The organism is Alistipes shahii WAL 8301, assembly GCF_025145845.1.
Classification (GTDB): domain Bacteria; phylum Bacteroidota; class Bacteroidia; order Bacteroidales; family Rikenellaceae; genus Alistipes; species Alistipes shahii.
Window position 1 is genome coordinate 2,101,621 of sequence record NZ_CP102253.1, and the last position, 25,791, is coordinate 2,127,411.

18 protein-coding genes and 1 pseudogene are annotated in these 25,791 nt (G+C 55.6%); 10 read left to right on the forward strand and 9 right to left on the reverse strand.

The features are described from left to right. Nucleotides 1-3 precede the first annotated feature (3 nt). From NQ492_RS08955 to rbsK, 4 genes are read right to left on the reverse strand one after another with little or no spacing between them, the layout of a single operon-like run. Complete coding sequence (locus NQ492_RS08955) at nt 4-3,282, reverse strand: SusC/RagA family TonB-linked outer membrane protein (RefSeq protein WP_015546462.1); 3,279 nt, start codon at nt 3,280-3,282, stop codon at nt 4-6. 26 nt (nt 3,283-3,308) lie between these two features. Then, nucleotides 3,309-4,337 (reverse strand): nucleoside hydrolase, encoded by a 1,029-nt coding sequence (locus NQ492_RS08960; RefSeq protein ID WP_015546461.1) that lies wholly within the window; start codon nt 4,335-4,337, stop codon nt 3,309-3,311. A gap of 15 nt (nt 4,338-4,352) precedes the next feature. Further along, complete coding sequence (locus NQ492_RS08965) at nt 4,353-5,363, reverse strand: GRP family sugar transporter (RefSeq protein WP_044054098.1); 1,011 nt, start codon at nt 5,361-5,363, stop codon at nt 4,353-4,355. Between the two features lie 30 nt (nt 5,364-5,393). Then, nucleotides 5,394-6,302, reverse strand: a complete 909-nt coding sequence (rbsK, locus tag NQ492_RS08970) for a ribokinase (protein ID WP_138266317.1) — start codon at nt 6,300-6,302, stop codon at nt 5,394-5,396. 353 nt (nt 6,303-6,655) lie between these two features. Between rbsK and NQ492_RS08975 the strand changes: the two genes are divergently transcribed. Further along, nucleotides 6,656-7,675 carry a LacI family DNA-binding transcriptional regulator gene (locus NQ492_RS08975; RefSeq protein ID WP_015546460.1) on the forward strand — a complete coding sequence of 340 codons (1,020 nt, stop codon included), beginning with the start codon at nt 6,656-6,658 and terminating at the stop codon, nt 7,673-7,675. A gap of 286 nt (nt 7,676-7,961) precedes the next feature. Continuing rightward, entirely contained in the window at nt 7,962-9,191 is a 1,230-nt protein-coding gene (locus NQ492_RS08980; RefSeq protein WP_259872889.1) for a site-specific integrase, read from the forward strand. Between the two features lie 296 nt (nt 9,192-9,487). Here NQ492_RS08980 and NQ492_RS08985 read toward each other — a convergent pair whose 3' ends face one another. Beyond that, nucleotides 9,488-9,985, reverse strand: coding sequence for a DUF3408 domain-containing protein (locus tag NQ492_RS08985; protein WP_014774946.1), 498 nt, complete (start codon nt 9,983-9,985; stop codon nt 9,488-9,490). 455 nt (nt 9,986-10,440) lie between these two features. On the opposite strand from NQ492_RS08985, the gene NQ492_RS08990 reads away from it, so the two are divergent. The 7 genes from NQ492_RS08990 (at nt 10,441) to NQ492_RS09020 (ending at nt 20,556) form a co-directional block, all read left to right on the forward strand. After that, nucleotides 10,441-10,851, forward strand: a complete 411-nt coding sequence (locus NQ492_RS08990; protein ID WP_026318417.1) for a plasmid mobilization protein — start codon at nt 10,441-10,443, stop codon at nt 10,849-10,851. A gap of 100 nt (nt 10,852-10,951) precedes the next feature. After that, nucleotides 10,952-12,157 (forward strand): site-specific integrase, encoded by a 1,206-nt coding sequence (locus NQ492_RS08995; RefSeq protein WP_015546458.1) that lies wholly within the window; start codon nt 10,952-10,954, stop codon nt 12,155-12,157. Between the two features lie 1,180 nt (nt 12,158-13,337). After that, nucleotides 13,338-14,522: a DUF3575 domain-containing protein gene (locus tag NQ492_RS09000; RefSeq protein ID WP_018696174.1), complete on the forward strand. Its 1,185-nt coding sequence runs from the start codon at nt 13,338-13,340 to the stop codon at nt 14,520-14,522. Next, nucleotides 14,519-15,508 carry a DUF5119 domain-containing protein gene (locus NQ492_RS09005; RefSeq protein WP_015546457.1) on the forward strand — a complete coding sequence of 330 codons (990 nt, stop codon included), beginning with the start codon at nt 14,519-14,521 and terminating at the stop codon, nt 15,506-15,508. The genes NQ492_RS09000 and NQ492_RS09005 overlap by 4 nt, the downstream gene beginning before the upstream one ends. 44 nt (nt 15,509-15,552) lie before the next feature. After that, nucleotides 15,553-16,635, forward strand: a complete 1,083-nt coding sequence (locus NQ492_RS09010) for a fimbrillin family protein (protein WP_015546456.1) — start codon at nt 15,553-15,555, stop codon at nt 16,633-16,635. A 115-nt stretch (nt 16,636-16,750) separates the two neighbouring features. Beyond that, nucleotides 16,751-17,776, forward strand: coding sequence for a fimbrillin family protein (locus NQ492_RS09015; RefSeq protein ID WP_015546455.1), 1,026 nt, complete (start codon nt 16,751-16,753; stop codon nt 17,774-17,776). Nucleotides 17,777-17,781: 5 nt separating this feature from the next. Then, nucleotides 17,782-20,556: a fimbrial protein gene (locus NQ492_RS09020; RefSeq protein WP_231839872.1), complete on the forward strand. Its 2,775-nt coding sequence runs from the start codon at nt 17,782-17,784 to the stop codon at nt 20,554-20,556. A 63-nt stretch (nt 20,557-20,619) separates the two neighbouring features. Here the strand turns inward: NQ492_RS09020 and NQ492_RS09025 are convergent, their stop codons facing one another. From NQ492_RS09025 to NQ492_RS09040, 4 genes and pseudogenes are all read right to left on the reverse strand, one after another. Next, complete coding sequence (locus NQ492_RS09025) at nt 20,620-21,399, reverse strand: metal ABC transporter ATP-binding protein (RefSeq protein ID WP_015546453.1); 780 nt, start codon at nt 21,397-21,399, stop codon at nt 20,620-20,622. Then, entirely contained in the window at nt 21,396-22,247 is an 852-nt protein-coding gene (locus NQ492_RS09030) for a metal ABC transporter solute-binding protein, Zn/Mn family (protein WP_026318415.1), read from the reverse strand. Before NQ492_RS09030 ends, NQ492_RS09025 begins: the two co-directional genes overlap by 4 nt. 243 nt (nt 22,248-22,490) lie before the next feature. After that, entirely contained in the window at nt 22,491-22,862 is a 372-nt protein-coding gene (locus NQ492_RS09035; protein ID WP_015546452.1) for a DUF4372 domain-containing protein, read from the reverse strand. A gap of 119 nt (nt 22,863-22,981) precedes the next feature. After that, nucleotides 22,982-23,510 (reverse strand): annotated as a pseudogene (locus NQ492_RS09040) (transposase family protein); the annotation flags it as partial. A gap of 793 nt (nt 23,511-24,303) precedes the next feature. On the opposite strand from NQ492_RS09040, the gene NQ492_RS09045 reads away from it, so the two are divergent. Continuing rightward, the gene (locus tag NQ492_RS09045; RefSeq protein ID WP_083810185.1) at nt 24,304-25,752 is read left to right on the forward strand and encodes a phosphodiester glycosidase family protein; all 1,449 of its coding nucleotides are present in this window, start codon (nt 24,304-24,306) and stop codon (nt 25,750-25,752) included. Nucleotides 25,753-25,791 lie beyond the last annotated feature (39 nt).

The following is a 25,791-nucleotide window of genomic DNA, read 5'->3' on the forward strand; positions in this document are numbered from 1 at the left end:
GTGTTAGAAGTTGATGTTCAGTCCGATGGTTACGCTTCGGGTCATCGGGTATCCGTAGCCCTGGCCGTCGGTGCCGGTCTTCGATGCGAAGTCGGCGTCGCCCGCCGTGATCATTTCGGGGTCGTAGTTCTTGGCGTACTTCTTCAGCGGCGACCAGAAGAACAGGTTTTCGCCCGAGACGTAGATGCGCAGTTTCTCGATGTGGGCCTTGCGGGTGATCTGCTGGGGCAGGGTGTAGCCCAGCGAGATGTTTTTCAGGCGGCAGTAGCGCGCTTTCTGCAGGTAGCGGTCGTTGGCGGCGCGCAGCGTGCCGCGTCCGCTGACGGCCAGCGAGCCGCGCAGTCGGGGCCAGTATGCGTTGGGGTTGTCCTCCGACCAGCGGTCGGCGTTCTGCCACGGCAGGCTGTATCCGTAGGGGCGGTCGTATTGTCCCCAGAAGAGTCCCGACTCGCCGGCGGGATACCAGTCGCGTTTGCCGACGCCCTGGAAGAAGACCGCGAAGTCGATGCCGTTCCAGTTTGCGCTGAAGTTGATGCCGTAGTGGTAGCGCGGCGAGGAGTTGCCGATCTTGCGCAGGTCGCCGTGGTCGTCGAGGCGGTTGCTGCCGTTGTCCACGACGCCGCTCTCGTCCAGGTCGGCGAATTTCAGGTCGCCGGCGTTCCACGACTTGTTGTCGCCGCTCCAGAAGGTCTTCTCCTGTGCCTTGAGACCCCACTCCTGCGCCTCCTCGTCGGTGGCGAAAAGCCCTACGACGTGGTAACCCCAGATTTCACCCAGCTCCATGCCTTCGTAGTAGGCGTTGGCGTAGAGCGTGGGCAGGGTGTTCGACTTGCTGGTGTATTTGGTGATGATCGACTTGCTGTCCCAGAGCGAGAGGCGCACGCTGTAGTTGAAGGGTTTGTTCGCCATACGGAAACTGTCGGTCCAGCCCAGCGAAACCTCGAAACCGCGGGTGCGCATGTCGGCGTTGTTGCCGTAGGGCGCCGAATAGCCCGTCACGGCCGGCAGCTCGGCTCCGGTGACGAACATGTCGGTCGTCTCCTTCTGGTAGATGTCGCCCACGAAGCTCAGGCGGTTGTTCAGCAGGTTGACGTCCAGTCCGAGGTTGATCGTCGAGGAGGTCTCCCACGTGAGGTTTGCCGGCAGCACGGACGAGGGCGCCGAGGTGTAGGTGCGCTGGCTGCCGTCGACGATCACGCCGGCCTTGTTGAAGTCCAACAGCTCCATGTACTTGTAGGGCGAGACGTTGCCGTTGCCGGCCTTGCCGATCGAGAAACGCCATTTGATGTTGTTGATCCAGGAGATGTCCTTCATAAAGTTCTCCTCCGACATCCGCCAGCCCACGGAGGCCGACGGGAAGAAGCCCCAGCGTTCGTTGCTCGGGAATTTCGAGCTGCCGTCGTAGCGGCCGCTCAATTCCGCGAGGTATTTGCCCTTGTAGGCGTAGCTGGCGCGGTAGAAGATGCCGACGAACCCCCAGTCGTAGCTGTTGGCGTCCTCCAGGACGTAGTCGATGCCGTTCATCAGCGAGTAGTTGGGTTTGCCGTCGACGATGAATCCGTCGCGGCCCATGCGGGTGTTGCGCGCCCGCTTGTGTTCGATGTTCCATCCGGCCATGACGTTCAGCGAGTGGTCTTCGGGCAGCCGCGGGGTGAACGAGAGGTTGGCGTTGCCGCTGTGGTACTCGATCTGCGTCTCGGTGGTGCGCATCGAGCTGCTCGCCGGATAGGAGATCTGGATACCCGGACCGTTGGAGTAGGTGACCTGCGAGATCACGTCGTTCTGGCGCGAGTGGTTGAACAGGTAGGAGTAGTCGGCTTTGGCCACCAGCACGTCCTTGATCAGGTCGATGGTCACGACGGTCGTGTTCTTCATGTCGAACTTGAGGTTGTCGCGGTAGGAGTTGCCCTCGGCCATGTTGGCGTAACCCGTGTAGACGGCCGCCGCGGTCCACGTCCCGTCGGGGTTGGTGACGCGGGTGATCGGGAATCCCTGGTGTTCGAGGTTGCGGCGCACCAGCAGGTTCTGCGCATAGGTCGTCGGCTGGTGGTAGCTGCGGCGCACGAAGTCGGTGTTGTTCTCCACGGTCAGCCATTTGGTGATGTTGACCGTACCTTTGGCCCGGGCGTTCAGCTGGCGGAATTTCTCGTCGCCGACGCGGTAGATGCCGTCCTGCTCGTAATAGCGGGCCGAAGCGATGAAACTGGAGGTTTTGCCGCCGCCCGAAATCCGGATGTTGTGCTGGTGGGCCGTGGTCGATTTCTTGTAGAAGAGGTCGTACCAGTCGGTGTTGCGTCCGTAATACTGGTATTTGCCGCTGGCGTCGAGTTCCCATTCCAGATAGCTCCGGTCGGGGTCGTTCATGCGTTTTTTGTACTCGTCCTCCCAGCTCTGCGTCCAGGGGAAGAAGTTGTTGATGCCCGTCGGCAGATGGTGCGAGTAGCCCACGTAGGCGGTCATGTAGTTGTCGTACCAGGTCTGGCTGTCGGTCTCGTATTTCGGGCGTACGGTCTCGCTGATGATCGAAACGCTGCCGCTGTAATCGACCGAAATCTTATCCTTGCGGGCGCTTTTCGTCGTCACCAGCACCACGCCGAACGCACCCCGGGCGCCGTATACGGCCGTCGAGGAGGCGTCCTTGAGCACCGAGATGCTCTCCACGTCCTCGGGATTCATCGCCGTCAGGTCGCCCTCCACGCCGTCGATCAGGCAGAGCGCCGATCCGCCTGCGCCGATCGACTGCGTGTTCGCACGGATGTTGATCGACGCCGAACGGCTCGGCTTGCCGTCGGCCATCGTGATGTTCAAGCCCGGAATCTGGCCCTGGATCGACCGGAGCAGATAGGCGTTGGGGCGGTTTTCGAGCACCTCGCCCGAAATGTTCTCCACGGCCCCGACGATGTTGCGCCGCCGCTGGGTTCCGTATCCCACGACGACGACCTCGTCCATCAGGTTCTGGTCCTCGGTCAGGACGACCTCCAGTTTGGTGCGGGTTCCGACCTTGACGCGCTGGCTCTTGTAGCCCAGATAGGAGACGGCCAGCATGTCGTCGGGTTTTGCCTGAAGCGTAAAGGCTCCCTGCGCATCGGTCGAAGTGCCCTGCGTGGTGCCTTCGATGAGGATGGTGACGCCTGTGAGCGGCTCACCCTGTTGGGATTTCACGGTTCCGGACACGGCCTTGCTTTGGGCGAGGACCTGTCCCGTCGCCAGCATCAGGAGGATGAAAATTCCCCCCCCCGAGATTTTCCGGCGGATTGCGGATCGGTAGTTAAAAAGATTCATATACGAGGTTCTTTGAAGTGTTTGGGTCAGAGTTCGGTGTGTTTCGGGGCGCGGGTCGTCGTCCGGACGATGCAGTCGCGCAGCCGGGTCAGCTGTTCGGGCGTGGCGGTCAGCCATCTGTGCCGTCCGTCGGGACCGGGGGTGAAATTCGTGAATCCTTTGTCGTCGACGGCGACGGTTCCCGGCTCGCTTTCGGTGAAGTATTCGGGATGGAGCAGGTAAACCACCGACAGCAGGTCCCACGACGCGCGGTCATAGGGCATCTTGTGGTAATTCTTGTAGCCCTCGACGACGGGATGGAGTTTCGCCCAGCCGAAATCGTTCTCGATGGCCGCACCGGGATACATGACCTGCTTTCCCAGCTCGAAGGGGTTCTGCACGATCGGCGTGTCCCATTCGGCGAAGAGTTTCCGCATGGCGGGGATGTCGTTGACGACGTTGAACTCCGCGCGCTGCTTCTCGCCGTAGCTGCCCGCCATGATCGAGAGCGTCTTCACCTTGCGGGCCACCAGTTCGCGGCCCGTGAGGGGCGAGATGTCGTCGGCCGGGCTGTCGAGGAGTTTTGCCAGTTCGGTCGCGAATCCTAAAGAAAGTACGGTTACCGAGCAGTCGGGCTGCGCGGCCAGCGTGCGGCGGTAGAGCGTGACGGGGTCCTCGATCTGCTCCGGGGTCTTGCTCCGGGCGAAGGCCGGGGAGCCGTCTTCGCGGGTCATCGCGCACACCGCCGCCGTGTAGTCGGGAGCGTGGTCGTTGAGCACCGGGGTCGGCGACTGCGCCAGCGGAATGTCGGGGTAGCCGTACCACGTGTTGAGGATGTCGATGTAGTCGGTGGCCGTCGGGCTGAGTTTGTGGTTGCCGATGGCGAGCAGGTCTACGCGGCCGTCGTCCATCGCCTTGTAGATCAGATCGAAGGCCAGTGCGTCGTCGATGTCGTTGCCCATGTCGGTTTCGACGATCAGCCGGATCGGTTCCGGCGCCGGCGCTGCGGACCGGGAGCCGCAGCCCGTGCCCGCGAGCAGCAGGGCGGCCGCTGCGGGGAGCAGTGAGGTTTTCATTTCGGATTCGGGTTTTTAGTTGCCGCCGGAGGCGATGATCGAAGCCAGTCCGGCGATGAAGAAGAGGAACATCACGGCCAGCAGCGTGTTGGTTTTGCGGTCGGCGCCCTTGAACTCCTTCCAGATGAAGACGCCCCACACGGCGGCGATCATCGGCGCGCCCTGTCCGAGCGCGTAGGAGATGGCGGCCCCGGCCTTGCCGGCGGCGATGTAGCTGAAGGCCGTTCCGAGACACCAGACGGCGCCGCCCAGCATGCCCACGAGGTGCGTGGGCAGCGAGCCGCGGAAGTACTCGCGGTAGCTGACGGGCGCTCCGACGAAGGGACGGCGCATGGCGTAGGTGTTGAAGGCGAAGTTGCTCAGCAGCACGCCGACCGAGAAGACAAAGATCGCCGAATAGGGCGTCAGCATGCCTGGCGTCGGGGCCGCGAAGTTGTCGAGGTCCATCGCCGCCGCGACGAACCGGTAGAAGAACGACATCAGCACGCCCGCCACGACGGCCAGTATGATGCCTTTGCGGTTCTGGGCCGCCGAGTCGCCGCTCTTGCGCATGCGCCCCGAGGCGATGCCGTTGCAGATGATTGCGACAACGATGAGCGCAACGCCCAGGAAAAGCACGACGGGATCGCCTTTCGGCGCTCCGACGTAGTTGACGATAACGCCCAGCACCAGCGCGAGTCCCACGCCCAGCGGGAAGGCCACCGAAAGCCCGGCCAGCGATACCGAGGCCGAGAGCAGGATGTTCGAGGCGTTGAAGATCACGCCGCCCAGCACGACGCTGCCGATGCCTCCCCATTCGGCCTGCGCGAGGTCTTCGAGGAAGGGACGGCCCTCGGTCCCGATGCTTCCCATCGTGAAGCCCAGGAGAATGGCGAAGAGCACCATGCCGATCACGTAGTCCCAGTAGAAAAGCTCGTAACGCCAGGTCTTGCCGGCGAGTTTCTGGGTGTTTCCCCACGAGCCCCAGCAGAGCATCGTGATGAAGCAGAAGATGACTGCCAAAGAGTAGCTGTTAACAACGAACATAGTATTTGAGTTTTAAGGTTTTCGTTCGGTTCAGGCGAGGGTCTCCAGCTCCCCGCGCCACGGTATCGAGGCCTGTGCGCCCATGCGGGTCACCGAGACCGAGGCGCTGTGTGCGGCGAACCGCACGGCGTCGGCCAGACTGCGGCCTTCGGAGAGCGCCACCAGCAGGGCGCCGTTGAAGACGTCGCCGGCGGCGGTCGTGTCTACGGGCGTGACCGTGCGCGCCGGGATCAGCAGCTCCTCCGCGGGGGTCCGGATCAGCGCGCCTTCGCTGCCCAGCGTGACGATGACGTTGCCGACGCCTTTCGCCAGCAGCGCCCCGGCCGCTTTCGAGGCGTCCTGCACGGTGTGCACGGGGATTCCCGTCAGCGTTTCGCTTTCCGTGCGGTTGGGGGTGATCAGGTAGACCTTGCGCAGCAGTTCGTCGGCGAGCGGCATGGCCGGGGCCGGGTTGAGCACTACGCGGGTTCCTGCCGCATATGCCTTTTCGATGGCGCAGGCCACCGTTTCCATCGGGATTTCGAGCTGTACGAGCAGGTATTCGGCTCCGGCGATGCGGTCCGCCACGGCGTCGATCGCCTCGCACGTGAGGCTGTGGTTGGCGCCGGGAGCCACGGCGATGCAGTTCTCGCCGTCCTGCGAGACGAAGATCAGCGCCGTACCGGTCGGGGTGTCCTTGGCCGTGAAGAGGGCCTCGGTGTTGATGCCGTCGGCGGCGAACTGCTGCCGGAGGGCTGCGGCGCCGGCGTCGTCGCCCAGACACGAGACGAAGGCCACGTCGCCGCCCAGGCGTGCGGCCGCGACGGCCTGGTTGGCCCCTTTGCCGCCGTTGGACTGCATGAAGCGCGCCTCGCCGACGGTCTCGCCCGGGCGGGGCAGGTGTTTGACGCAGGCAATCATGTCGATGTTGGTACTGCCTATTACCAGAATCTTGTTCATGTTCGGTTATCGTTGGTTAATTTCTGTCGTTTTTTCGCCCTGCGGGGTCCGGATGCGGCTCAACCCCGCGGAGATGCGGTTTTTTGGTTTTCAGGTCGTCCGCCGATTGTCCCCGATGCCGTTTCTTGCCGTTTTGCGCCCGTTGTTTTCATAGGGTGTCTTTGCAGAATACGGTTCTTATGGGGGCTGTGGCAGATGTTCGGTTTTCGGATGCTATCTTTTTAGCTCTGTTTGCGCTTATCGTTTGCGCAAATATAATTACTTTTTGGAAACCTCCAAAATTATTTTACCGTTTTTCTTTTCTTTTTCGATATTTTTCATATATTTGTCATGGGTGAACTGAAAATAAAGCAATGAAAAAAGAAACTCTCGTTAGCATCGCCGAACGTTCCGGATGTTCGATTTCCACTGTTTCGCGCGTTTTGAGCGGCAATGCGGCCAAATACCGCATCAGTCAGCGTACCGTGGCGCGCGTGACAGAGGAGGTCAAACGCTGCAACTATACGCCCAGCCTGCTGGCAAAGGGTTTACGCACAAATCGTACCGATACGATCGGGCTGCTGATTCCGAACATCGAGAATTCGTTTTTCGCCGGCGTTGCGGGCGTGGTGATCCGCGAGTCGCGCAATTATAATTATAAGGTGGTGGTGGTCGACACGCAGGAGGACGAGCGCAACGAGCAGGACGGACTGTCGGCGCTGCTGGCGCGGCGGGTGGACGGCATCGTCGCCGCGCCGTGCGGCAGCAATGCGGAGCTGTTCGCCAGTGTGCAGGAGGGCGGCATGCCGCTGGTGCTGATCGACCGCTATCTGCCCGACGCCGGGATGCTCTCCTATGTCACGACGGACAATTACCGCGGCGCGGTGATGGCGACCGAGTACCTGCTCGAAAACGGACACCGCCGCATCGCCTGCATCCAGGGCACGCCCCATTCGATGCCTGTGCGGGACCGCGTGCGGGGATTCGGCGACACGCTGCGGGCGCACGGCCTCGGGGACCGGATCGTGGTGACGGGCGAGGATTTCTCGGTGCAGAACGGTTATCTGGAGACCAAGCTGGCGCTGGCCCGGGAGGAGCGGCCCACGGCGATCTTCGCGCTGAGCAACCTGATCCTGCTCGGGGTGGTGAAGGCGGTCCACGAATCGGGCCTGCGGATTCCCGACGATATTTCTGTCGTTTCGTTCGACGACAACATGCTTTTCAACTACCTCGACCCGGCGATCACCTGCATCGGGCAGCCCACGGACGAGATCGGCACGCTGGCTGTGAAACTGCTTATCCGCGCCATCCGCGAACCCGGTGCGGCGCCTTCGCACCTGCACCTGCCGCCGTCGCTGATTATCCGGCGTTCGGTGCGCAACCTGCTGTTATAGAAAATAAAAACGGGAACCGGTATGGTTCGGTATTTGTAGGTAACGGAATATGCAGAAAAGAGTAAATGTCTTGTTTATAAGTATTTAATTCTCTTTTCCGCATGTGCCCGAAGCAATAAAATAGCAGAATCGGGCAGGATTAACGGTGAGTTGTGTTACTTATCCGTTACCTGCCCGAAATGCTTTGATTTACACTAAAGTGCTTGTTTTCAGCTTATTGTGTTGGATTTCCGCATAACAAATAACCTGACTTAACGTTTAACAAATCCACAAAGTTCAGGTTATCATGCAACGCAGCACTTTCAAAGTCTTTTTCTACGTGAAAAGACAGTCGGAAAAACATGGTCAGGTTCCCGTCATGGGTCGTATCACGATTAATGGTACGATGTCGCAGTTCAGCTGCAAACTCACCGTTCGCTCCACCCTTTGGGATGCCAAGGCGAACAAGGCTTCCGGTAAGAGCCTCGAAGCTCAGCGTCTCAATGAAAAACTGGAAAATATCAAGACCAATATCGGCAAGCAGTACCAGCGGCTCTGCGACCGTGATTCGTATGTTACGGCCGAAAAAGTCCGCAACGCCTTCCTCGGTATGGGCGACGACTGCCGCCTGCTGTTGCAGACCTTCGACGAATACCTTGCAGGGTTCCTCAAACGTGTGGGCAAAGACCGCGCCTATTCGAGCTATGACAATTACCGCAAACGCCGTAACCGGCTTGCCTCTTTCCTCGAATACGAATACCGTGTAAAAGATATTCCTTTCAAAGAGCTGAAGCGGGATTTCATCGAAAAGTTTGTAGTCTACCTCTCCTCGGTACAAGGGATGCGCTCCGGGACGATCCATTCTACGCTCAAGAAATTGAAGCTGATGACCTACACGGCGTATAAGAACGGCTGGATTGCCGCCGATCCTTTCGCAGGTTTCTACGTGAGGCCGGAATACTCAGAACGCCGTTACCTTTCGGCTTCGGAGTTACAAGCCGTGATAGATGTCAGGCTCCCCAATTACCGAACGGGTATCAACCGGGATGCCTTCGTCTTCTGTGCTTTCACGGGCCTGAGCCATGCGGACGTGGTGAAACTCACCCACGCGGACATCCATACGGACGATAACGGGGAGCGCTGGATTATCGACAGGCGTCAGAAAACAGGTACGCAGTTCCGTGTCAAACTTCTTCCCGTTGCCGGAATGCTCTACGAGCGTTATAAGGATATGCACCTCTCAGGCGACCGGGTCTTTCCGCTCAAAGGCACTTATAATACGCTGAACATGTCCTTGCGGCATGTTGCCAGACACGCCGGTCTGTCGTTCAACCCCACGATCCACCTCGCGCGGCATACCTTCGCCACGACGGTTACGCTCACGCAGGGCGTACCTCTGGAAACGGTCAGCAAGATGCTGGGGCATAAGCGGATCACCACGACCCAAATCTATGCTAAGATCACCAATGATAAAATCGGACAGGATATGGCGGCATTAAGCGAGAAACTCAGCAGCGTCTTCAAGGTCGCACGGTAATGGCCTCCTATCTTACAGCTAATTCGATTCCCGATCTTACTTCGTCAATAGCAGGGTAATTTTCGATGTAAGTTTTCCCGCCGGCAGGGAATTTATCGTCAGAGATGGAAATATGCAAGGCCATGCGAATCGCCCGAGGGGCGAGCCTTGCATATTTCCATCCCCGGCGTTTTGCTGGTCGCTACCGTCGGAAAAGGCGACATTCTGCGGCTCCTGACGATCCGGTTCTGATGTTCAGCCGCGATCGGCGGATTTCATCCCGTCCTGTGATCTGCCGTCGAAATTCCTCTGCTTTTTCAAAACGGCCGTCTTTTATTTTTCTTTTCATGGAGATAATTCAGCTCGTCGCTATAAATGTCCATGACAAAGCGCAGCATATTGTCGACCAAAGCCGTAAGCCTTGTGCTTTCATTCCCCAACAGGTGGAGGATTTCCGACACTTTGCGCTTGGTTTGCGCACTGACATAAATCGCCGAGCGGTTACGGCAATCTACCGGAGCGAAGAAGGTGCGTTCGAAATCCGGCAGTATGATCTTTTTCCGTCGGAATCCAGCAGGCTCCTTTACAGTAGTCGTTTGGGTGTCGACATTTGTTTTTTCAGCAGTTGGTGCCGATGTGTTTCCCTCGGGAGCGTCCGTATTTTCCTCTTCCGGCTCGGGAATCCTACGGACGACTTTCGAGTCCAAAGGAGCTTGTCCGGCGATCATCTGACGCATCAACTCCTCATCGACTTCGATACGGGGATGCTTCGGAAGGTTTGTTGCAGGTTTGTCAGTTTCTTTTAATGAATCCATGGTACAATGTTTTTGAGATTGAATATTCGTTATACGGTCATAAAGCTCGTGTGTTTGGTTTTATGTTTTAAACCATTCAAAATACCGTTTTCTGTTTAATACAGTTTATATCGGGATAATGAACGGAATAAGAAAACTTGCCTTTCATGCTGCAAGATACAACCGACAGAAATACCTCGATTCCGATGTCCGCTCACGACCGCTCCAGTCCGTTCGGCGGGCTTTTTTTTCGTACCGGACGGTTGTAATATTGCACCGGGAACAGCCCCAGTCCCGGAAGCCGTAGCGGAGGAGTTTTCAAACTTTCGATAGCAGTTCTCCGGCGCGGCTTTTTCCCATCGCCAGATGGGAGCGAGCTGTACCTTCGTATGCCGAAAATTTTTTCGGCATACGAAAGGTGCCCGCTCTGCGAGGCCGGGCGTTCTCCCAAGTCGAACGCCTTTTTAACCGATATTATGAATACCGACCGAAAACACACACAACAATTTCGAACTCCGAGTTATAAATACTCCTTCCGGCTCAATGAAGAGCAAAACATCCGCTTCAACGAGTTGCTCTGCAAAGCCGGACTTGAGCATAACCGCAGTCGGTTTATCGTCAAACGCATCTTCGCCGAAGAGTTCGTCGTCATCAAACGCGACCCGTCAAAGACGCAGTTTATCGCCCGGCTGAATGATTTTTATTTCCAATTTCAAAAGTTCGGGAACAACTATAACCAGATTGTAAAAGCCATCAACGCACACTTTTCCAACGTTGCTATCCCGCATCAGATCGCTATGCTGGAGCAACGGACCCGCGAGCTGAAAGCTCTGAGTCTTGAGATTCTCAACCTTGCAAAACAGGCTAAGGAGCGATTGCGAATATAAGAGTTGGATTGTCGCCCGACCGGCAGCGTTATCGGATTCCAATATAGAATTGTACGCTTGCTCGTTACCTTGGCCCGGCAACTTTAACAACAACAAACGTATGGCAAGCGTAAAAGTAAAATTCCGGGCCTCGTCCGTTGCGGATCGTGAAGGCCGACTGTATTATCAGATCATCCATAACCGTGTAACCCGACAGATCAACAGCGGCCATAAACTGTTACCGTCGGAATGGGCCGCTCTGCGTGCAGGATTGCTCCGGCCGGATTGCAAAGGGCCCCGACACGCTTACCTTGTCGCATTGAAAAGCCGGATCGTGGAAGACACCGCCCGCCTGGAGCGCATTATCGCCCGGTTGGAACATACGGGCGAAAGTTATACGGCCGGGGATGTGGTCGCACGTTATCTTACGCCTTCGGATACCGGGGGCTTTTTCTCTTTCGCCCGGAGTCTTGTCGGGCAGTTGAGACAGATCGGGAAAATTCGCACGGGCGAACGCTACACGACCGTCTTGAACAGCTTCGGGCGTTTCCGCAGGAATACCGAGGTGTCTTGGGATGAGATGGACTCCGACCTGATGATCGAATACGAGACTTATCTCAAATCGAGGGGCGTATGCCCGAATACCTCCTCTTACTATATGCGGGGACTGCGAGCCATTTATAACCGGGCCGTTGAGAAGAAAATGACCGTGCAGCGCGATCCGTTCAAGTATGTCTACACGGGCATTGGCAAAACTGTTAAGCGGGCGGTACCCCTGAAAGTCATCCGCCAGATCCGGGATATGGATTTGGCACTGTTTCCGGCGATGGATTTCGCCCGCGACATTTTCATGTTCTCATTCTACACCCGGGGAATGTCGTTCATCGACATGGCTTACCTGAAGAAGAAAGATCTGCAAAACGGCATACTCTCTTACCGCAGGCAGAAAACGGGACAGCAGTTGTTCGTCAAATGGGAAAAACCCATGCAGGAGATCGTCGATAAATATGATACGAACGCCACTCCTTATCTGCTGCCGGTAATTCGGGACATGCATGCCGACGCTCGCCGGCAGTACAAGAATGCGGCGCATCTGGTCAATGACAAATTGAAAAAATTAGGCGAGCAGTTGGGACTGGACATACCCTTGACCAGCTATGTCGCCCGCCACGGGTGGGCTTCCATCGCCAAGGACAGGAACATTCCGCTCGCGATCATCAGCGAGGCGATGGGACATGATTCGGAGAAAACCACGCGAATCTATCTCGCCTCTTTGGACACATCGGCTGTGGACAAGGCTAACAGCCGAATTCTGAAAGCATTGTAGTCGTACAAAGATTTTTGTTCAGCCGGCTTTCATTCGGAAATCTCTTTCAAGGCTTATTCTTGAAAGAGATATTTTTTCCGACGGATCAATCCACCGGAAAATCTCTCTCCGGAAGGAATCGGTGGTTCGGTAGTGATAATTGAAGAAATAAACGACGGCTAAATCCTCGAAATAGCATTTAACGGATTGACCGATAGATGCAACTTCTCTTCATGAGAGAAATATCTCACTGCCGCAAAGTTATGAAAAATATGAAATACGGCAACAGAATTCGGTGAAAAATAAAATTATCCCGGTCATTTCAATTCGAAATGTTAAACAATCAGGAGAATTTGTTGAACTGATTCGGAGGCTTTCGTGCGTAGGGCGCTGGGAATAAACGCTAATCATTTCGCTATTTCTCTCATGAAGAGATGTATCGGCAGACGGAATCCGCCCAAGGAAATCGCAAACGGCCTGCAACCGGTAAAAATGGAGCAGAGAGACATTTCCGATGGATGATTTCGATTGATTGATAGGGAGAGTAGAAAGATAAAATGTTGTGAAACAGACTGCTTCTCTCCGCAAGAGAAATATTGACAAACACAAAGTTATGTAATTTAATGGAAATAACGGTATAAAACGGATGAAATTTTCGGCTGCTGAACTCGCCGAAAGGTTTTTATCCAACAATGTTATATAAATAAACCGCCCGTTGAGTGTGATTTCCGTTTGTTTACCAGATAGTTACAACCTATTATATCCATCGCTCTTTCTCTTGCGGAGAGAAAGGGCGTAAAACGAGCAGAATATCTTTTTACGGATTTACGGAATAGATGATTGATATTCCGGGAGGGGTGATATAAACGATTGTAATACATATTAATACCCCTATTGGCATGGACTAAGGGTATGAGTCCTGATTGAAAAATAATAAACATGAATGGATATCGCTTCGCGCAATATAGAAGAAGTCACGACCGCTCGCTGGTTCGTCATGCGGGGCTACAAAAATGAAAAAAGAGCGGAGGAAAAACTCAAAGGCAGAGACGGATTGGAATTTTTTAGAAACTTTATCGAAACAGGTCCAATGGAGTTGCGACGGAAGATATTCTTATTGATGCTGGCGTGCGTTTGTTGTCTGAATGACAGCCATGCGCAACATGCCGTATCCGATTTATCCCTGCGGAGGGATACGAGCGTGATCATTCGTCTGTATTTCCGTTTCGACCGGTCTCTGCTCGAAAAGAAGTATCTGACAAACGAGGAGTCGCTCGCCAAACTCGACACCATGCTTAACAGACCGGAAGTCAGGGATAATCTCGATTCCATTGTCATCATCGCGTCGGCATCTCCCGAGGGCATGTTGGAACGCAACATCAAACTCGCGGAAGAACGGGCTCGGGCTACGCGCACTTATGTGTATTGGAAGCATCCCGACATCGTGCGAGAGAGGGTGCAGATATGTTCTATCGGCGAAGATTGGGCGGGACTGGCCCAACGGATTGCCGATGACGACCGATGTCCCCATCGGGCGCGAGTTCTGGAGATCATCAATTCGGACGTTGACTCCGCGACCAAAGAGTGGCGGCTAAAACAGGTGGGCGACGGTGCGGCATGGCGGCACATCGTAAACAACCATCTGCGTTATCTGCGGGCCGGCGCAACCTGCATCATCGTGTTCCAGTCGGTTCCCCATGCGCCCGAACCGACGGTCGAGCCGGAACCCGAGTCAGAACCCGGACCGGTCGTAGAACCAGACACCGTGCAGATGCCGGCTCCGCAACCCGTTCCGGAGTCGCCGGCCATGGAACCGACGTTCGTCCGCAAGCCCCTGCTGGCCGTGAAGAGCAACCTGCTCTTCGACCTGGCCTCGGCGCTCAACGTCGAGCTCGAAGTCCCGATGGGCAAACGCTGGTCCGTTGCCGGGGAGTGGATGTTCCCGTGGTGGCGGAGCAACAAGTCGGACCTGACGATGCAGCTTCTGGCAGGACATGGCGAAATAAGATATTGGCTGGGCGACCGCGCCAAACGAGATGTCATGACGGGCTGGCACCTCGGCTTGTACGGCGGCGGCGGAAAATTCGACTTTCAGGTCTTCAACGACGACGGTTCCCAGGGCGACTTCTTCGATGCCGGGCTGAGCTTGGGCTATGCGCACCGCATCGGACGCAGCCGCAGCCTGCGTATGGAATACACGTTGGGAGTCGGTTACCTGCGTTCGAACTATGAGGCCTACGACCGTGTGCGCGACACGAAGTACGGCGACATCAAGGTCGTCCGTTACCCGTGGGAGACCCGTCGGCTGAACTGGATCGGTCCTACGAGGGCGCGGATTTCGCTGGTATGGCTGTTGCATTACAGAAAAAAGGAGGTTGCAAAATGAAAAACATACTGATTATATCGGCTCTTGCAGGCGTTCTGGCGCTCTCCTCCTGCTGGCGCGACGACCTTTATTATGCCACCGTCGACCGCGCCACCGTCCGTATCGAGGCCGACTGGACTCCGGCGCGGCTGACGCCCAACGGCGTTTCGGCATTCGTGTTCGACCGCAACGGCGCGGCTTTCGACGTGGTCCGGAGCAACGACTCCCGGAAAGCGGACCTCTCACTGCCCGAAGGCTTCTATAGTGTTGTCGTGCTGAACAATACGCTGGATGAATACAGGAATATCGAAAGCGCGGGAACCGACCGGCTGGAGACCTTCGCCCTGATGGGCAGGGCGGTGTCCCCCAACTTCACGTCGCTCGGCGGCGGCACCCGAGCGGAATCCTTCATCGGGGAGCCCGACACGGTGGCCGGAAGCGTAGTCCGAAATATCGAGGTGACCCGCAAGATGATCGAATATTTCCGGACCAAACCCCACGGCATGGAACCCGCCCCGGCGGCAGTCTATCAGACTGCTCCGACCCGCATCATCTCGGTGGCCGACATCAGGGTGCATGTCAAGGGGCTCAAATATGCCGCGGGGGCGCCCCGCACCCACCTGAAGAATCTTTCGGGCGGCTATTACCTCGATTCGGACAAGCCGCATTCGCTGCAGGTCTGCCACGAGTTCGTGCTGAACAACCGCTGCTTCGATGCGAAAGACCCGCGCAACGGCACCATCACCAGACAGCTGGCGACGTTCGGCCTGCACGATGAGACGGGCGTGCGCTACCTGATGGAGATGGAGTTCGTGCTGCTCAACGGCGAAAAACATCCCGTCTCGCTCGATGTCACCGATGCCATCCGCGTGACGCAGGGCGCGACGCACAAGATCATCCATATCGAGGTGGAGATCGAACTTCCCGAGGTGATCGGCAACGGCGACGGCGCCTTCGACCCCGACCTGGAGGAATGGGAGGACATCGATGTCGACATCCCGATGTAACCGACGAAACATGATTTTACAAACACCATAAAAAAAAGAAAAAAATGAAAAGATCTGTTCTCATCGCTCTGGCGGCCTTCGCACTGGCCGGCTGCGCAAAGGAAAGCGTGGTCGACTCCGCCCTGACCAATGCCGGCAACGCTATCGGCTTCAACACCTATTCGAACATCACCCGCGGCAATCCGTTCGACAACAACCCCGAGTTCGCCGCATCGGGCAACGTCTTCGGCGTAACGGCCTTTATTAGCACCTCGGACAGCCCCTACATGGGCAAGGCCGATGCCGGCACCGAGATCGTTTCCGACGGCACGAAATGGGACTACAAGAACACGAGCGACATCCGCTACTGGCCGACCCAGGGAGAAACCCTCAGTTTTTACGCCTATGCGCCCTACACCAAGAACGGCGTTGCGATTCCGGTTGCATATACGAAGGGCGACGGAATGATCATGACGGACTATACCGTTCCTGCCGACGATGCCGGCCAGGTGGACCTCATGTACGCCTCGGCGCTGAATGTCGCCAAGGCAAGTCCGGCCGTGAAGGTTCCCCTCCAGTTCAAACACGCGATGACGCAGGTGCGTTTCAAGGCCAAGGCCAAGGGCGACGGTGTCTTCATCGACGTGAAGGAGAACGGCATCAAGCTGAGCAACCTCAAGTCGAAGGGCACCTTCACCCTCTCGGCCGCCGGCGCTGCCAGCTGGAGCATTACTGAAGGCAACCTGACCGAATATACGGCAGTTTTCCCCGAGACCAAGGAAATCACCAATGTGGAAGCAAAAAATCTCTATGATGCGGACAAGGCACTGATACTGCTTCCGCAGGAGTTCGCTGCAAAAACCGGTGACGGAGACATGACCGGCGGCACCCTTACGATTTCCTGCAAGATCTATTACAAGGATAATAACGCAACCCCCCAGTATCTGTTCGGTTCGGCCGACACGTATGCCGACTACACGGTTCCGTTCAGCAGCAAGAAAGTTACCGGCGATACGGAGGGGGAAGAGATCTGGAAGATGAACAAGCGCATTACCTATACGCTGACCGTCACCGGCAACCTCGAACCTATCCTGTTCAAGACGTCGGTAGTGGATTGGGAGGATTCCAACGCAGACATGGAGATCTAAGACGCTCTGGCCGCACGCATGCGCCGGCCTCACGAAATTCCGGGAGGGTTGAATGTCCCTCCCGGAGTACAAACCGGACCGCCCGGCGGTCCGATACGATTTACAAGTTACGGATATGGAAACACGAAGATATTGGCTTTGGGCGGTTTTCAGCCTGACGACTCTTATATCGTGCGGCAGGGGAGGGGATGAAGCCCTGCAACCCGCGGACGACGCCATCCGGTTCGACGACCGGATAGGGGATTCGGCCGTTCCATGGACGAAAGGCGTACAGACCGACGACGGCAACTTTGCCGACTTCGGGGTTTTCGCCTACTATTCGCCCCAGGGCAGCTACGATGCCGCCGCTTCGAAGCCCGATTACATGTACAATGTCCGGGTGACACGCCCCGCCGGAGGGGACTGGACCTATTCTCCGACGAAATACTGGCCCCAGGGAAAGGTCAGCTTCTTCGCCTATGCTCCGTATGACACCGATGCGGCGGTCTCCGTCTCATGCGGGACAGGCGCTCCGCGCGTCACCTATGCCGTTCCCGACGCCGTGGCGGATCACCGCGACCTGCTGCTGAGCGCCCCGGCCCTCGACCGGACGAAAGAGGGCGGCAGGGTGCCGCTGACATTCCGCCATGCGTTGGCGGCCGTGGTCTTCGAAGCCAGCGTCGACGGCACGCTCTCCGAGGGACAGTCGATACGCATAACCGGAATCCGTCTCGGAAAGTTCCTGCATAAGGCCACCTGCCACCACGAACTGCCGGACGCCATCACGCAGACCTTAGCGACGGACGCCGCCGACAGGGAGTACGCTCTCTCGGAGGCGGACGGCACGTTGCAGGGCAATTCGCTGGTTGCCGTCTATCCCGTCTACCAGCCGGTCTCCTCCGCAACGGGCTGCGCGATGCTTTGGCCGCAACAGATCGATGACGACGACCTGCTCACCGTCACGGTCCGCTACACGTCGAACGGCGTGACGCGGGAATCTGCAATAGTTCGGAATATCGGCGATTTCGTCGTCTCCGGCAGCATCGAAGCCAGCAAGCGATATGTTTTCAGACTGAAGTTCACCCCGTTCGGCGAGATGGCGCTGACCTGTGTGGTGCAGGACTGGAACCAGGAAACCATTGATGTCCCCGATTTCGATTGACGATTATGAAACGATTATTCCATATAGCCTGGATGTGTCTGGCCGTCGCGGCGTGCTCGAAGGATGAATTGCCCGGAACGCATGGCGAGTTTGCCTCGCTGACGCTGAGCGTCGCCTCTTCGCAGAACGACGTGAAGACCCGCGCCGTGTCGGCCGATGCCGACGAACAGCGGATCAACAACCTCTACATCTTCATATTCAACCCGGACGGGTCGGTCGATTGCCGCAACTATATCTCCAGCCTGAGCGCATCGAGCTGGACCGGAACCATCGGCGGCCTGACGTGCGGCACGGGGAAAAGCGTGGCCGCCATTGCCAATACGGACAATACGGTCGTCGACATTACCCGCGAGATGCTCGACGGCATCGCCTCGCGTGCGGCGTTGGATTCGTGCGTGGTGAACCTCCGGGGCAAGTTCATCGAACGGGGCACCAACTTCCTGATGACGGGCGTCGCCGAGAATGTCACCGTCACGGCCGGCAGTCCCGTCTCGGCTACCGTGCCGCTGACACGCGTCGACTCCAAAATCCGCTTCCGCGTCACCGAGGCTTCGGGCGTCACCTTCACTTCCGACGACTGGCGCGTCGTGTCGGTTCCACGCAAGGCGGGGATGATGGCTTCGCGCACCGACCTGTGCACCGACCCCGCGGAGTGCTTCGATACGGAGTGGGCTCATTTCGAGGAGGACGGCAAGACCTTCGCCTTCTATTCGCTGGAGAGCGTCCTGACGCCCCGGGCCGAGATTCCCGTCACGGCGGGCACCTATGAGGAGCAGTATGCGCTGCGCGAGAAACAAGACAAGACCCCGACCGGCGCGGGAATCGAGGTCGCCAACGGCGACTATACCTATGCGCCGAAGACCGGAACCTGCGTCCAGTTGCGGGGTGACATACGCTACAAGGACGCGTCGTCGGGCGTGGAAATATCGACCGATGTGGTCTATACGATCCATCTCGGAGGCGTGGAAGGCGTCGACGACTACAACTTGCTCCGCAACACCTACTATACCTATAACGTGAAAATCGTGTCGGTGGACAAAATCATCATCGAGGTCGATTCGAGCAAGAAGACCGAGGAGGACGAGCAGCGTCCCGGCGCCGAGGGCGATGTCGTGATGGCGCTGCAGATCAAGGAGCTGGACGCGTACAACGAGGTGTTCACCCTGAGTTTCCACCAGAGCAACGTGGACGAGACCATGACCTGGGACGTCAACACCCCCTTCTCGCGGGGCGCCGCCGGCGAACATCCGGCCGACTACAAGTGGATAAAGTTCCGGATCAACAGCAAGAACAGCAGCAACTTCTACAGTAGCACCGATTTCCGCGCCTATCCGGGCAACGATGCGGTCTACACGGGGACGGTCTCGCTGGACACCTATATGACTGACGTGGCGAACGGGACGGACAAACTGCTGTATGTCGACCAGTTGGTGAATATCCTTCAGGCCTGCAAGGAGCGTTACCGTACCAGCGGAAGCGGGGGCTCCGACCACCTGTTCGACAGTAGCGACTACATGCGCTTCACGGCATTCGTCGACGAATACTATTACGAGACGAGCCCGACCGATCCTTCGGAAACGGCCGTGAACGGCTTGTGGAAGAAATTCGTCAACCAGCAGGCGCGGGTCATGAACATCCTTTCGAATCTGGCGTACAGCCCCGATCGCCAGAGCACGAAGACCAACGCCATCTACTCGATCCGCCAGTCCTCGATCCAGACCATGTATAACATCATGGACGAAGAGAATTTCACGGCCTGGGGCACGCAGATGATCCAGGAAGAAACGCCGGTCGCATTCGAAAAAAACACGAACGACGTTTCCAACCCGACATACAACGACTCGAACAACGGACGTGCGAATACGCTCCGGATGTGGCTGGGCGGCAGTACGACCAAACGCTGGAGCGATTACGTCACGATGTCGACCTGGACCATGAAGTCTGATTACGAGGCTGCCAAATACAAATGTCTGCGGATGAACCGCGACAACGACGGCGACGGCACGATCGACGAGAACGAGGTGCAATGGTATCTGGCGGCCATCCACCAGTTGACGGATCTATGGATCGGCGAATGGTCCTTCGACCCGCGAGCCAGGCTTTACAGGAAAACGACCTGGACAGAGGGGCAGGAGCAGTATTTCGCCAGCAGTACGGTTCACGAGAAGTACCTTGGCTATGACAATCCCATAATCCTATGGTCATCCGAAGGCTCCTCGACCGGAAAACTTTCCGAAAATTATTCCGGTTCGATTTCTACTCCTGTTTATTATCGTTGTGTCCGTAATCTAGGAATTCCACGCACGGCCGCCGGAACCGTCAAGCCCGACGATCTGGCTACCTACGATGCGATGACCCGCAGGATCTCGCTTGCCCGAATCGATCAGCAATCCATCCGCGGCTATTTCCAGACCGCCGAACTGCCCGAACACCACGAACGCGAGGCGGCCAACAAACCGTGGCGGACATTCGAGGTCATGAACACGACATCCGGAAACAATACCTATAACTGGGAGACGCTGAGAAGCGATGCAAGCAGCGGCGACTCCCCCTGTCCGACGGGATACCGCATCCCCAATCAGCGGGAACTGGCGCTGATGCACTCCCGAATCGGCAACGACGGAAACTGGACGCTCAACAACCATTTTTCGCGCACCCGTTTCCAGTTCGGCTCGAACCGCCCCGGATTCTCCGTCAGCCAAGGCAACAGTGTGCTGTATCTGTTGACCGGCACAGGCAATTATGGCGGCGTGCGCTGCGTGAAAGATATAAACGAATAACGCCGCAGGGAGGCATTCTCCGCCCTAATGCGCCCGGCTGTATGACCATTGTCGCGGTGGTCGTTATCGGACAGAATCGTGGTCGCAGCATCCGTCCCCCGGGTGGTGCTCCAGCACGGTGTGGGGAATGTGGCCGTGCGAAACGAGCTGGATAGGGCAGTCGTAGTTGCGCAGCTGCTCTTCGGTCAGCACGTTCGAGCGATGACGGTGCACGCGGCGGTTGACACAGACGATCTCTTTCACGACACTCGTGATCGTGCCGATGTCGTGCGACACCATGACGATTGCCATGTGCGTATTCAGTTCGTGCAGCGTGCGGTAAAGCTCTTTCTCGAACTTGTTGTCCACGAAATTCGCGGGTTCGTCCAGAATCAGCAGCTTCGGGTCCGAGATCACGGCCCGGGCCAGCAGCGCCCGCTGCATCTGGCCGCCCGACACCTCTCCGATCGGCTGGCGGGCCGTTTCGGCAATCCCCGACGAGGCCAGCAGCGCCATCGCCTTTTCGCGGTCCTCCCGGGTGTAGGGGGAGCGGAACCCGCGGCGGCCCTGCAATCCCGACAGCACGACTTCGAGCACCGAGATCGGAAACTCCCGGTCGAAATCCGACAACTGCGGCATATAGCCGATCAGCCGCTCCTTGCCCCGGAACAACTCCGGCGCCAAACATATTTCGCCCGTATGGGGCACGGTTCCGAGTATGGCTTTCACGAGCGTCGTCTTTCCGCCGCCGTTGGGACCTATGACACCCAGGAAATCGTCGTCGCCGATTTCCAGATCGACATGTTGAATGGCTTCGTATCCGTCGTATGCGACGCTTACGTCGCGCATCGTTACCAGATTCATTTTGCGGTGATTAAGTCGGTTATCGTGTCGATGTTCGCTATGGCGTCCCGGTCCAGCGGATCAATCGCCACGTATTCGGCGTCGATGTCTCGGGCTATGACCTCCACGGTCGATGCCGGGAATTGCTTTTGGTAGAATATCCGGCGGACTCCATCCTCCCGGGCTTGCCGGATGATCGCCGTCAACTGCCTGGCCGAGGGCTCCTTACCGTCTGCTTCGATGGCGACTTGCCGCAGCCCGTAGTCGCGGGCATAATAGGTGAGGGCGGGGTGGTAGACGATGAAATATTCGATGCCGCTCCGTGCGATTTTCTCCGCCGTGCGAGCGTCCAATGCTTGTAACTCTTTCTGCAACCGGTTATAATTGGTTTCGTATTTCACCGAATCGGGATAGGCTTTGCGAATGGCTTCGAAAGCGTTTGCCGCCATCTTCTGCAACGCCTTCGGGGAGGTCCAGACATGGGGATCGACACCGTGCGTATGATTGTGTCCGTGGCTGCTGTGCGAACAAGAGCCTTCGATCAGGTCGATTCCGCGGCTCAGGTCGATGACTTTCTCCTGTTGTTCGATTTTGCCCAACAGCGAGGTTTCGAAGTCGATAAGTCCCACATTGAAAATAAGTTGCGCTTCGTTTAGCTCCACAAATTGTCTGGGCGTAGGTTCGAACGTCTCGGGACTGGCTCCGGCGGGCACGAGTACTTCGACTTCGAAATCTCCGCCGACAATGCTGTCCACAAGACTTTGCAGCGGTTGTATCGAAACGTATAAAATTCTGTTATTCTGCCGGTTATTCGTTATGCAGGCCGTCAGCAGCATGATTGCTGACAGATATGTCGCAATTTTACGCATGATTGATAATCAATGTTTTTTAGTAACTATTCAGCGGTAGGTGCATGTCAAGGTTTCAGACCTCAAACAAGGCTTGAATGGCACTAAAAGAAGTATGGTTGTGCTTCTTGGCAGTCTCAATGACGGAATGAAGTTCGAGGAATGTGTCTGCCCTAAATCGGAGCGGAATGTGCAAGAATTCTTCAACTTGATGGGATCGTAAAATAAACTGTGTCAGAGGTTGTATTCGGGACGATTTTGGGATCACGGCAAATCCCGAAATCGTTCCGTAAAGGTAATGTTATTTTTTTGTTCTTTGGCATCACTACTGTCGGTCGCGAACTCCTCGAATATGCGGTAGTTGCGCTGCTCGTTAGCCTTGTTAAGATTGCTTCTGGTCACGGATTTGCCGATGCCGAGGTGATAAAGTTTTCCGGCATGCGCTTCCATCGCAACAATGAGATCCCGCAGGCTCTCTCGATTTGACAGCTGTCCGAACATCATCGTAAGTAGTTGATTCCAACAAGTATAACTCTTTATATACTTGTCGCCTTCATACTTCTTTACAATGCGGAGGAACTTAAAATTGTCCAGGAAGCCGACTAATTGGGCGAAAACATATTTGTCTTTATTCATAACAGCCTGATTCAGACTGCAAAAGTAATTTCAAATCGTTGCGCCTCAAAATCTGCTATAACAATTTGAATTTCAATAATTTCAAAGAACTCTTATGATTTTTTAGTGGACACTAATGAACCGTAGTAATAAACTCCTTGTGATGCACAATATCCAAACGAAGGAGCTTTTTCTATTTCATTTTTGCCCATGGAACATCGCTTGGCACAGGCAGGACGACAGATTTCTATCGGTTTTGAATCTATACAGAAGTAGTCTTCACCACCATCAATAGCTGCTGCCATCTTTTCTCGAATGGCAGCACAAAGAGAAGCCGTGAACTTTCGTCTGCCATTGTATTACTGACGAGATATTAAATGAGGAATCTCAGATTTATATTCTCTCAGTTTAACGAATAAAAGGGATTCGCTGTCAATACCAATGGATTCAGAAGCCATATTGAGAGCAACCACTTCCAAGTCGGAAAATCTGGGAACGACACCACATCGAGGTATATTCTTCGTTGATCAAGTTCCCTGCAAACTGCTTGCAGATGTCGCGAAATTTTGCGAATATTGCATATAGGTTGTGCATATATGAATTAGCTATTAATTGATCGGAAACCATTAATGTGTTAATAATTAGTATTATGCATAACTTTTTATGCATAAATCTTTTGTAATTTTAATTCCGCCAACGGGTTTATATAATTTTACTCAAAGAACTACGGAGAAACAAACTTAACTATGTTTGAACCAAAACTTTTTATCAGATACCGGAGCAAATCACTCCGGAACTTGACATTGGTAAAGGCTGTCCCGAAATTTGCCCGGTCGGAAAATTTTTCGTATCTTGCAGTAGGTTATTTGAAATGCGGTATTTTCGTGCAATTAACTGAAAATAAACCGTTGCCTTTTCGTTACCTATTATCCTATACAAAAATGTAACGACCCGATAAATCAAGTCGTTACATCATTATAATCCCACACCTTGCAAGGTTCCCGTTTTTGTTTTCCGGCCTGTCGCCGGCTCTCTTTTGTTTATAGGCCGTGCGGAAAACGGGGATGTCCGTACGGACATCCCCGTTGCATGTGTTGTGTCTCTTCATTCTTCTGTTTTTCGGCAATAATGTTTTGCGGAAATAAAATTTCTGCGAATGGCCTTTCATGGTTGTTATGTGATTTTGCCAAGTGTCGGCTTGATGGGTGTGATATTTTCGGGTAATTCTGCCATTTGGATAAATATGTTTATTTATTTTATTCAAAATTGAATAATTGATAAAAATAATTACTATGTTTGTGTGTCAAAGGTGTTGCATTTTTATTTCAAAATGAATAAATGTTGTTTTGAGGACATCGAAAGATGTAGCGCCGTTGTCAATGAAAAAACTTATAGCAAAAGGGGACCTGAAACTACATACTATTAAAACATCAAACCTCCTGTAACCTAAAAACCTTTAATTATGAAAAGACATTTTAGTCTGATGACTTTATTGCTCGGCCTCCTGGTAGGGGGAGGGCTCGCTTCGTGTTCGGATAAGGACGACGGTGAGGGCGATTCGAAAGAGATTGCCAATCCGATTGCGTCTGTCGTGGCGGTCGACGGCTCTAAAACAGCCAATGCCGTGATTTCCGATGCCGACAAAACCATCAAATTCGCATTCGAGGAGTTGTCCGACCTGACCAGTGTGTCGGTTACGATCAACATGACCAAGGGTGCGCTCCTGAAAACCCCGGGCAAAGCCACTTCGACGCTCAATCTATCGGCTCCTTATTCGGTCGTACTGCACAACGGCGTGAAAGAGGTGACCTATACGATGACGGCAACGCCCAAAGAGATCCTCCAGCCGGTTGTTGGGGCCAAGGTCGGCGACACCGACGCGGTGGTCGAAGGTCAGCTCATCACGATCGGCTACAAACCCGAGATGGAGATCAACGCCATGACGTTCGACTTCAGCCTGTTGAGCGGCGCCACCGTCAAGTCGCCCGCCGACAAGACGTTCAACCTCGAACTCGAGGACGGTAAATTGGTGGTTACCTATCAGGGTGAAGACTACAACTATACCGTCAAGGTGAAAGATTATGTAGATCCGCTGCTGAGCAAGGGCTGGACGAACGTGACTTCGTCCTACGGCACGCTTCCCAACTACATCAAAGTTTACAAGAACGAAGACCTGCTCAACAATGCAGCCACCAAGAGCATCGGTTACATCGCAATCATGTCGCCGGGCAAATCGACGATGGGAGCGCTCGGAGCCGGCAAGGATAACAAGAAATCGATTTATACCTTTGCTTCGGAGGAACCCTCCTGGAATGTCCTGCTGGTCGGTATCGAATCTACGGCAGAGCCGCTGATCTTCCGCGGCGGACAATTCGTGCAGGAAGGCGCGCTTTATCCTTTCGGCACGCTGGGACAGGACAGCAAGGGTGTGTACAAGATGGCCTGGTCGCAGAAATTCGACGACAAACTCTATGCGTTCCCCTACAAGCCGGGTTCGACCTATGTCGAGCGGAAAAAGGAGGAAGGAACGGTCTGGGACGCGCAGAATGCAGCTTCCGGCCTGTTGATGATCTTATGGGACGGACAAATCCAGACTGCCGACGAGATGATCTGCAATACGGGAATCAACTGGGGTTATCCCACCGATGTCAACCGGTATGCGACCTCGTCGATAGGACTTACTCCTCACGGTAAGGTGATCGCATTCTGCGGACAGCAGATCAACGGAAGCGTGGGCCTTACGATTCCGGAAACGGCGCAGGTCATGAAGGATACGGGCTGCGCTTCGGCCATCGTATTCGAACGGTCCAGCTCGCCCGATATGCTCATCAACGGTCAGAAGACCGTGGATAACTCCAAAGGGTCTGTGGAGGCGTCGAAGAAAGTGCAGGGCGCTTTTGGATTCAAGTAGCGGAGAAAACGGCGGCATATTCGCTGGCCGGTAAATTTT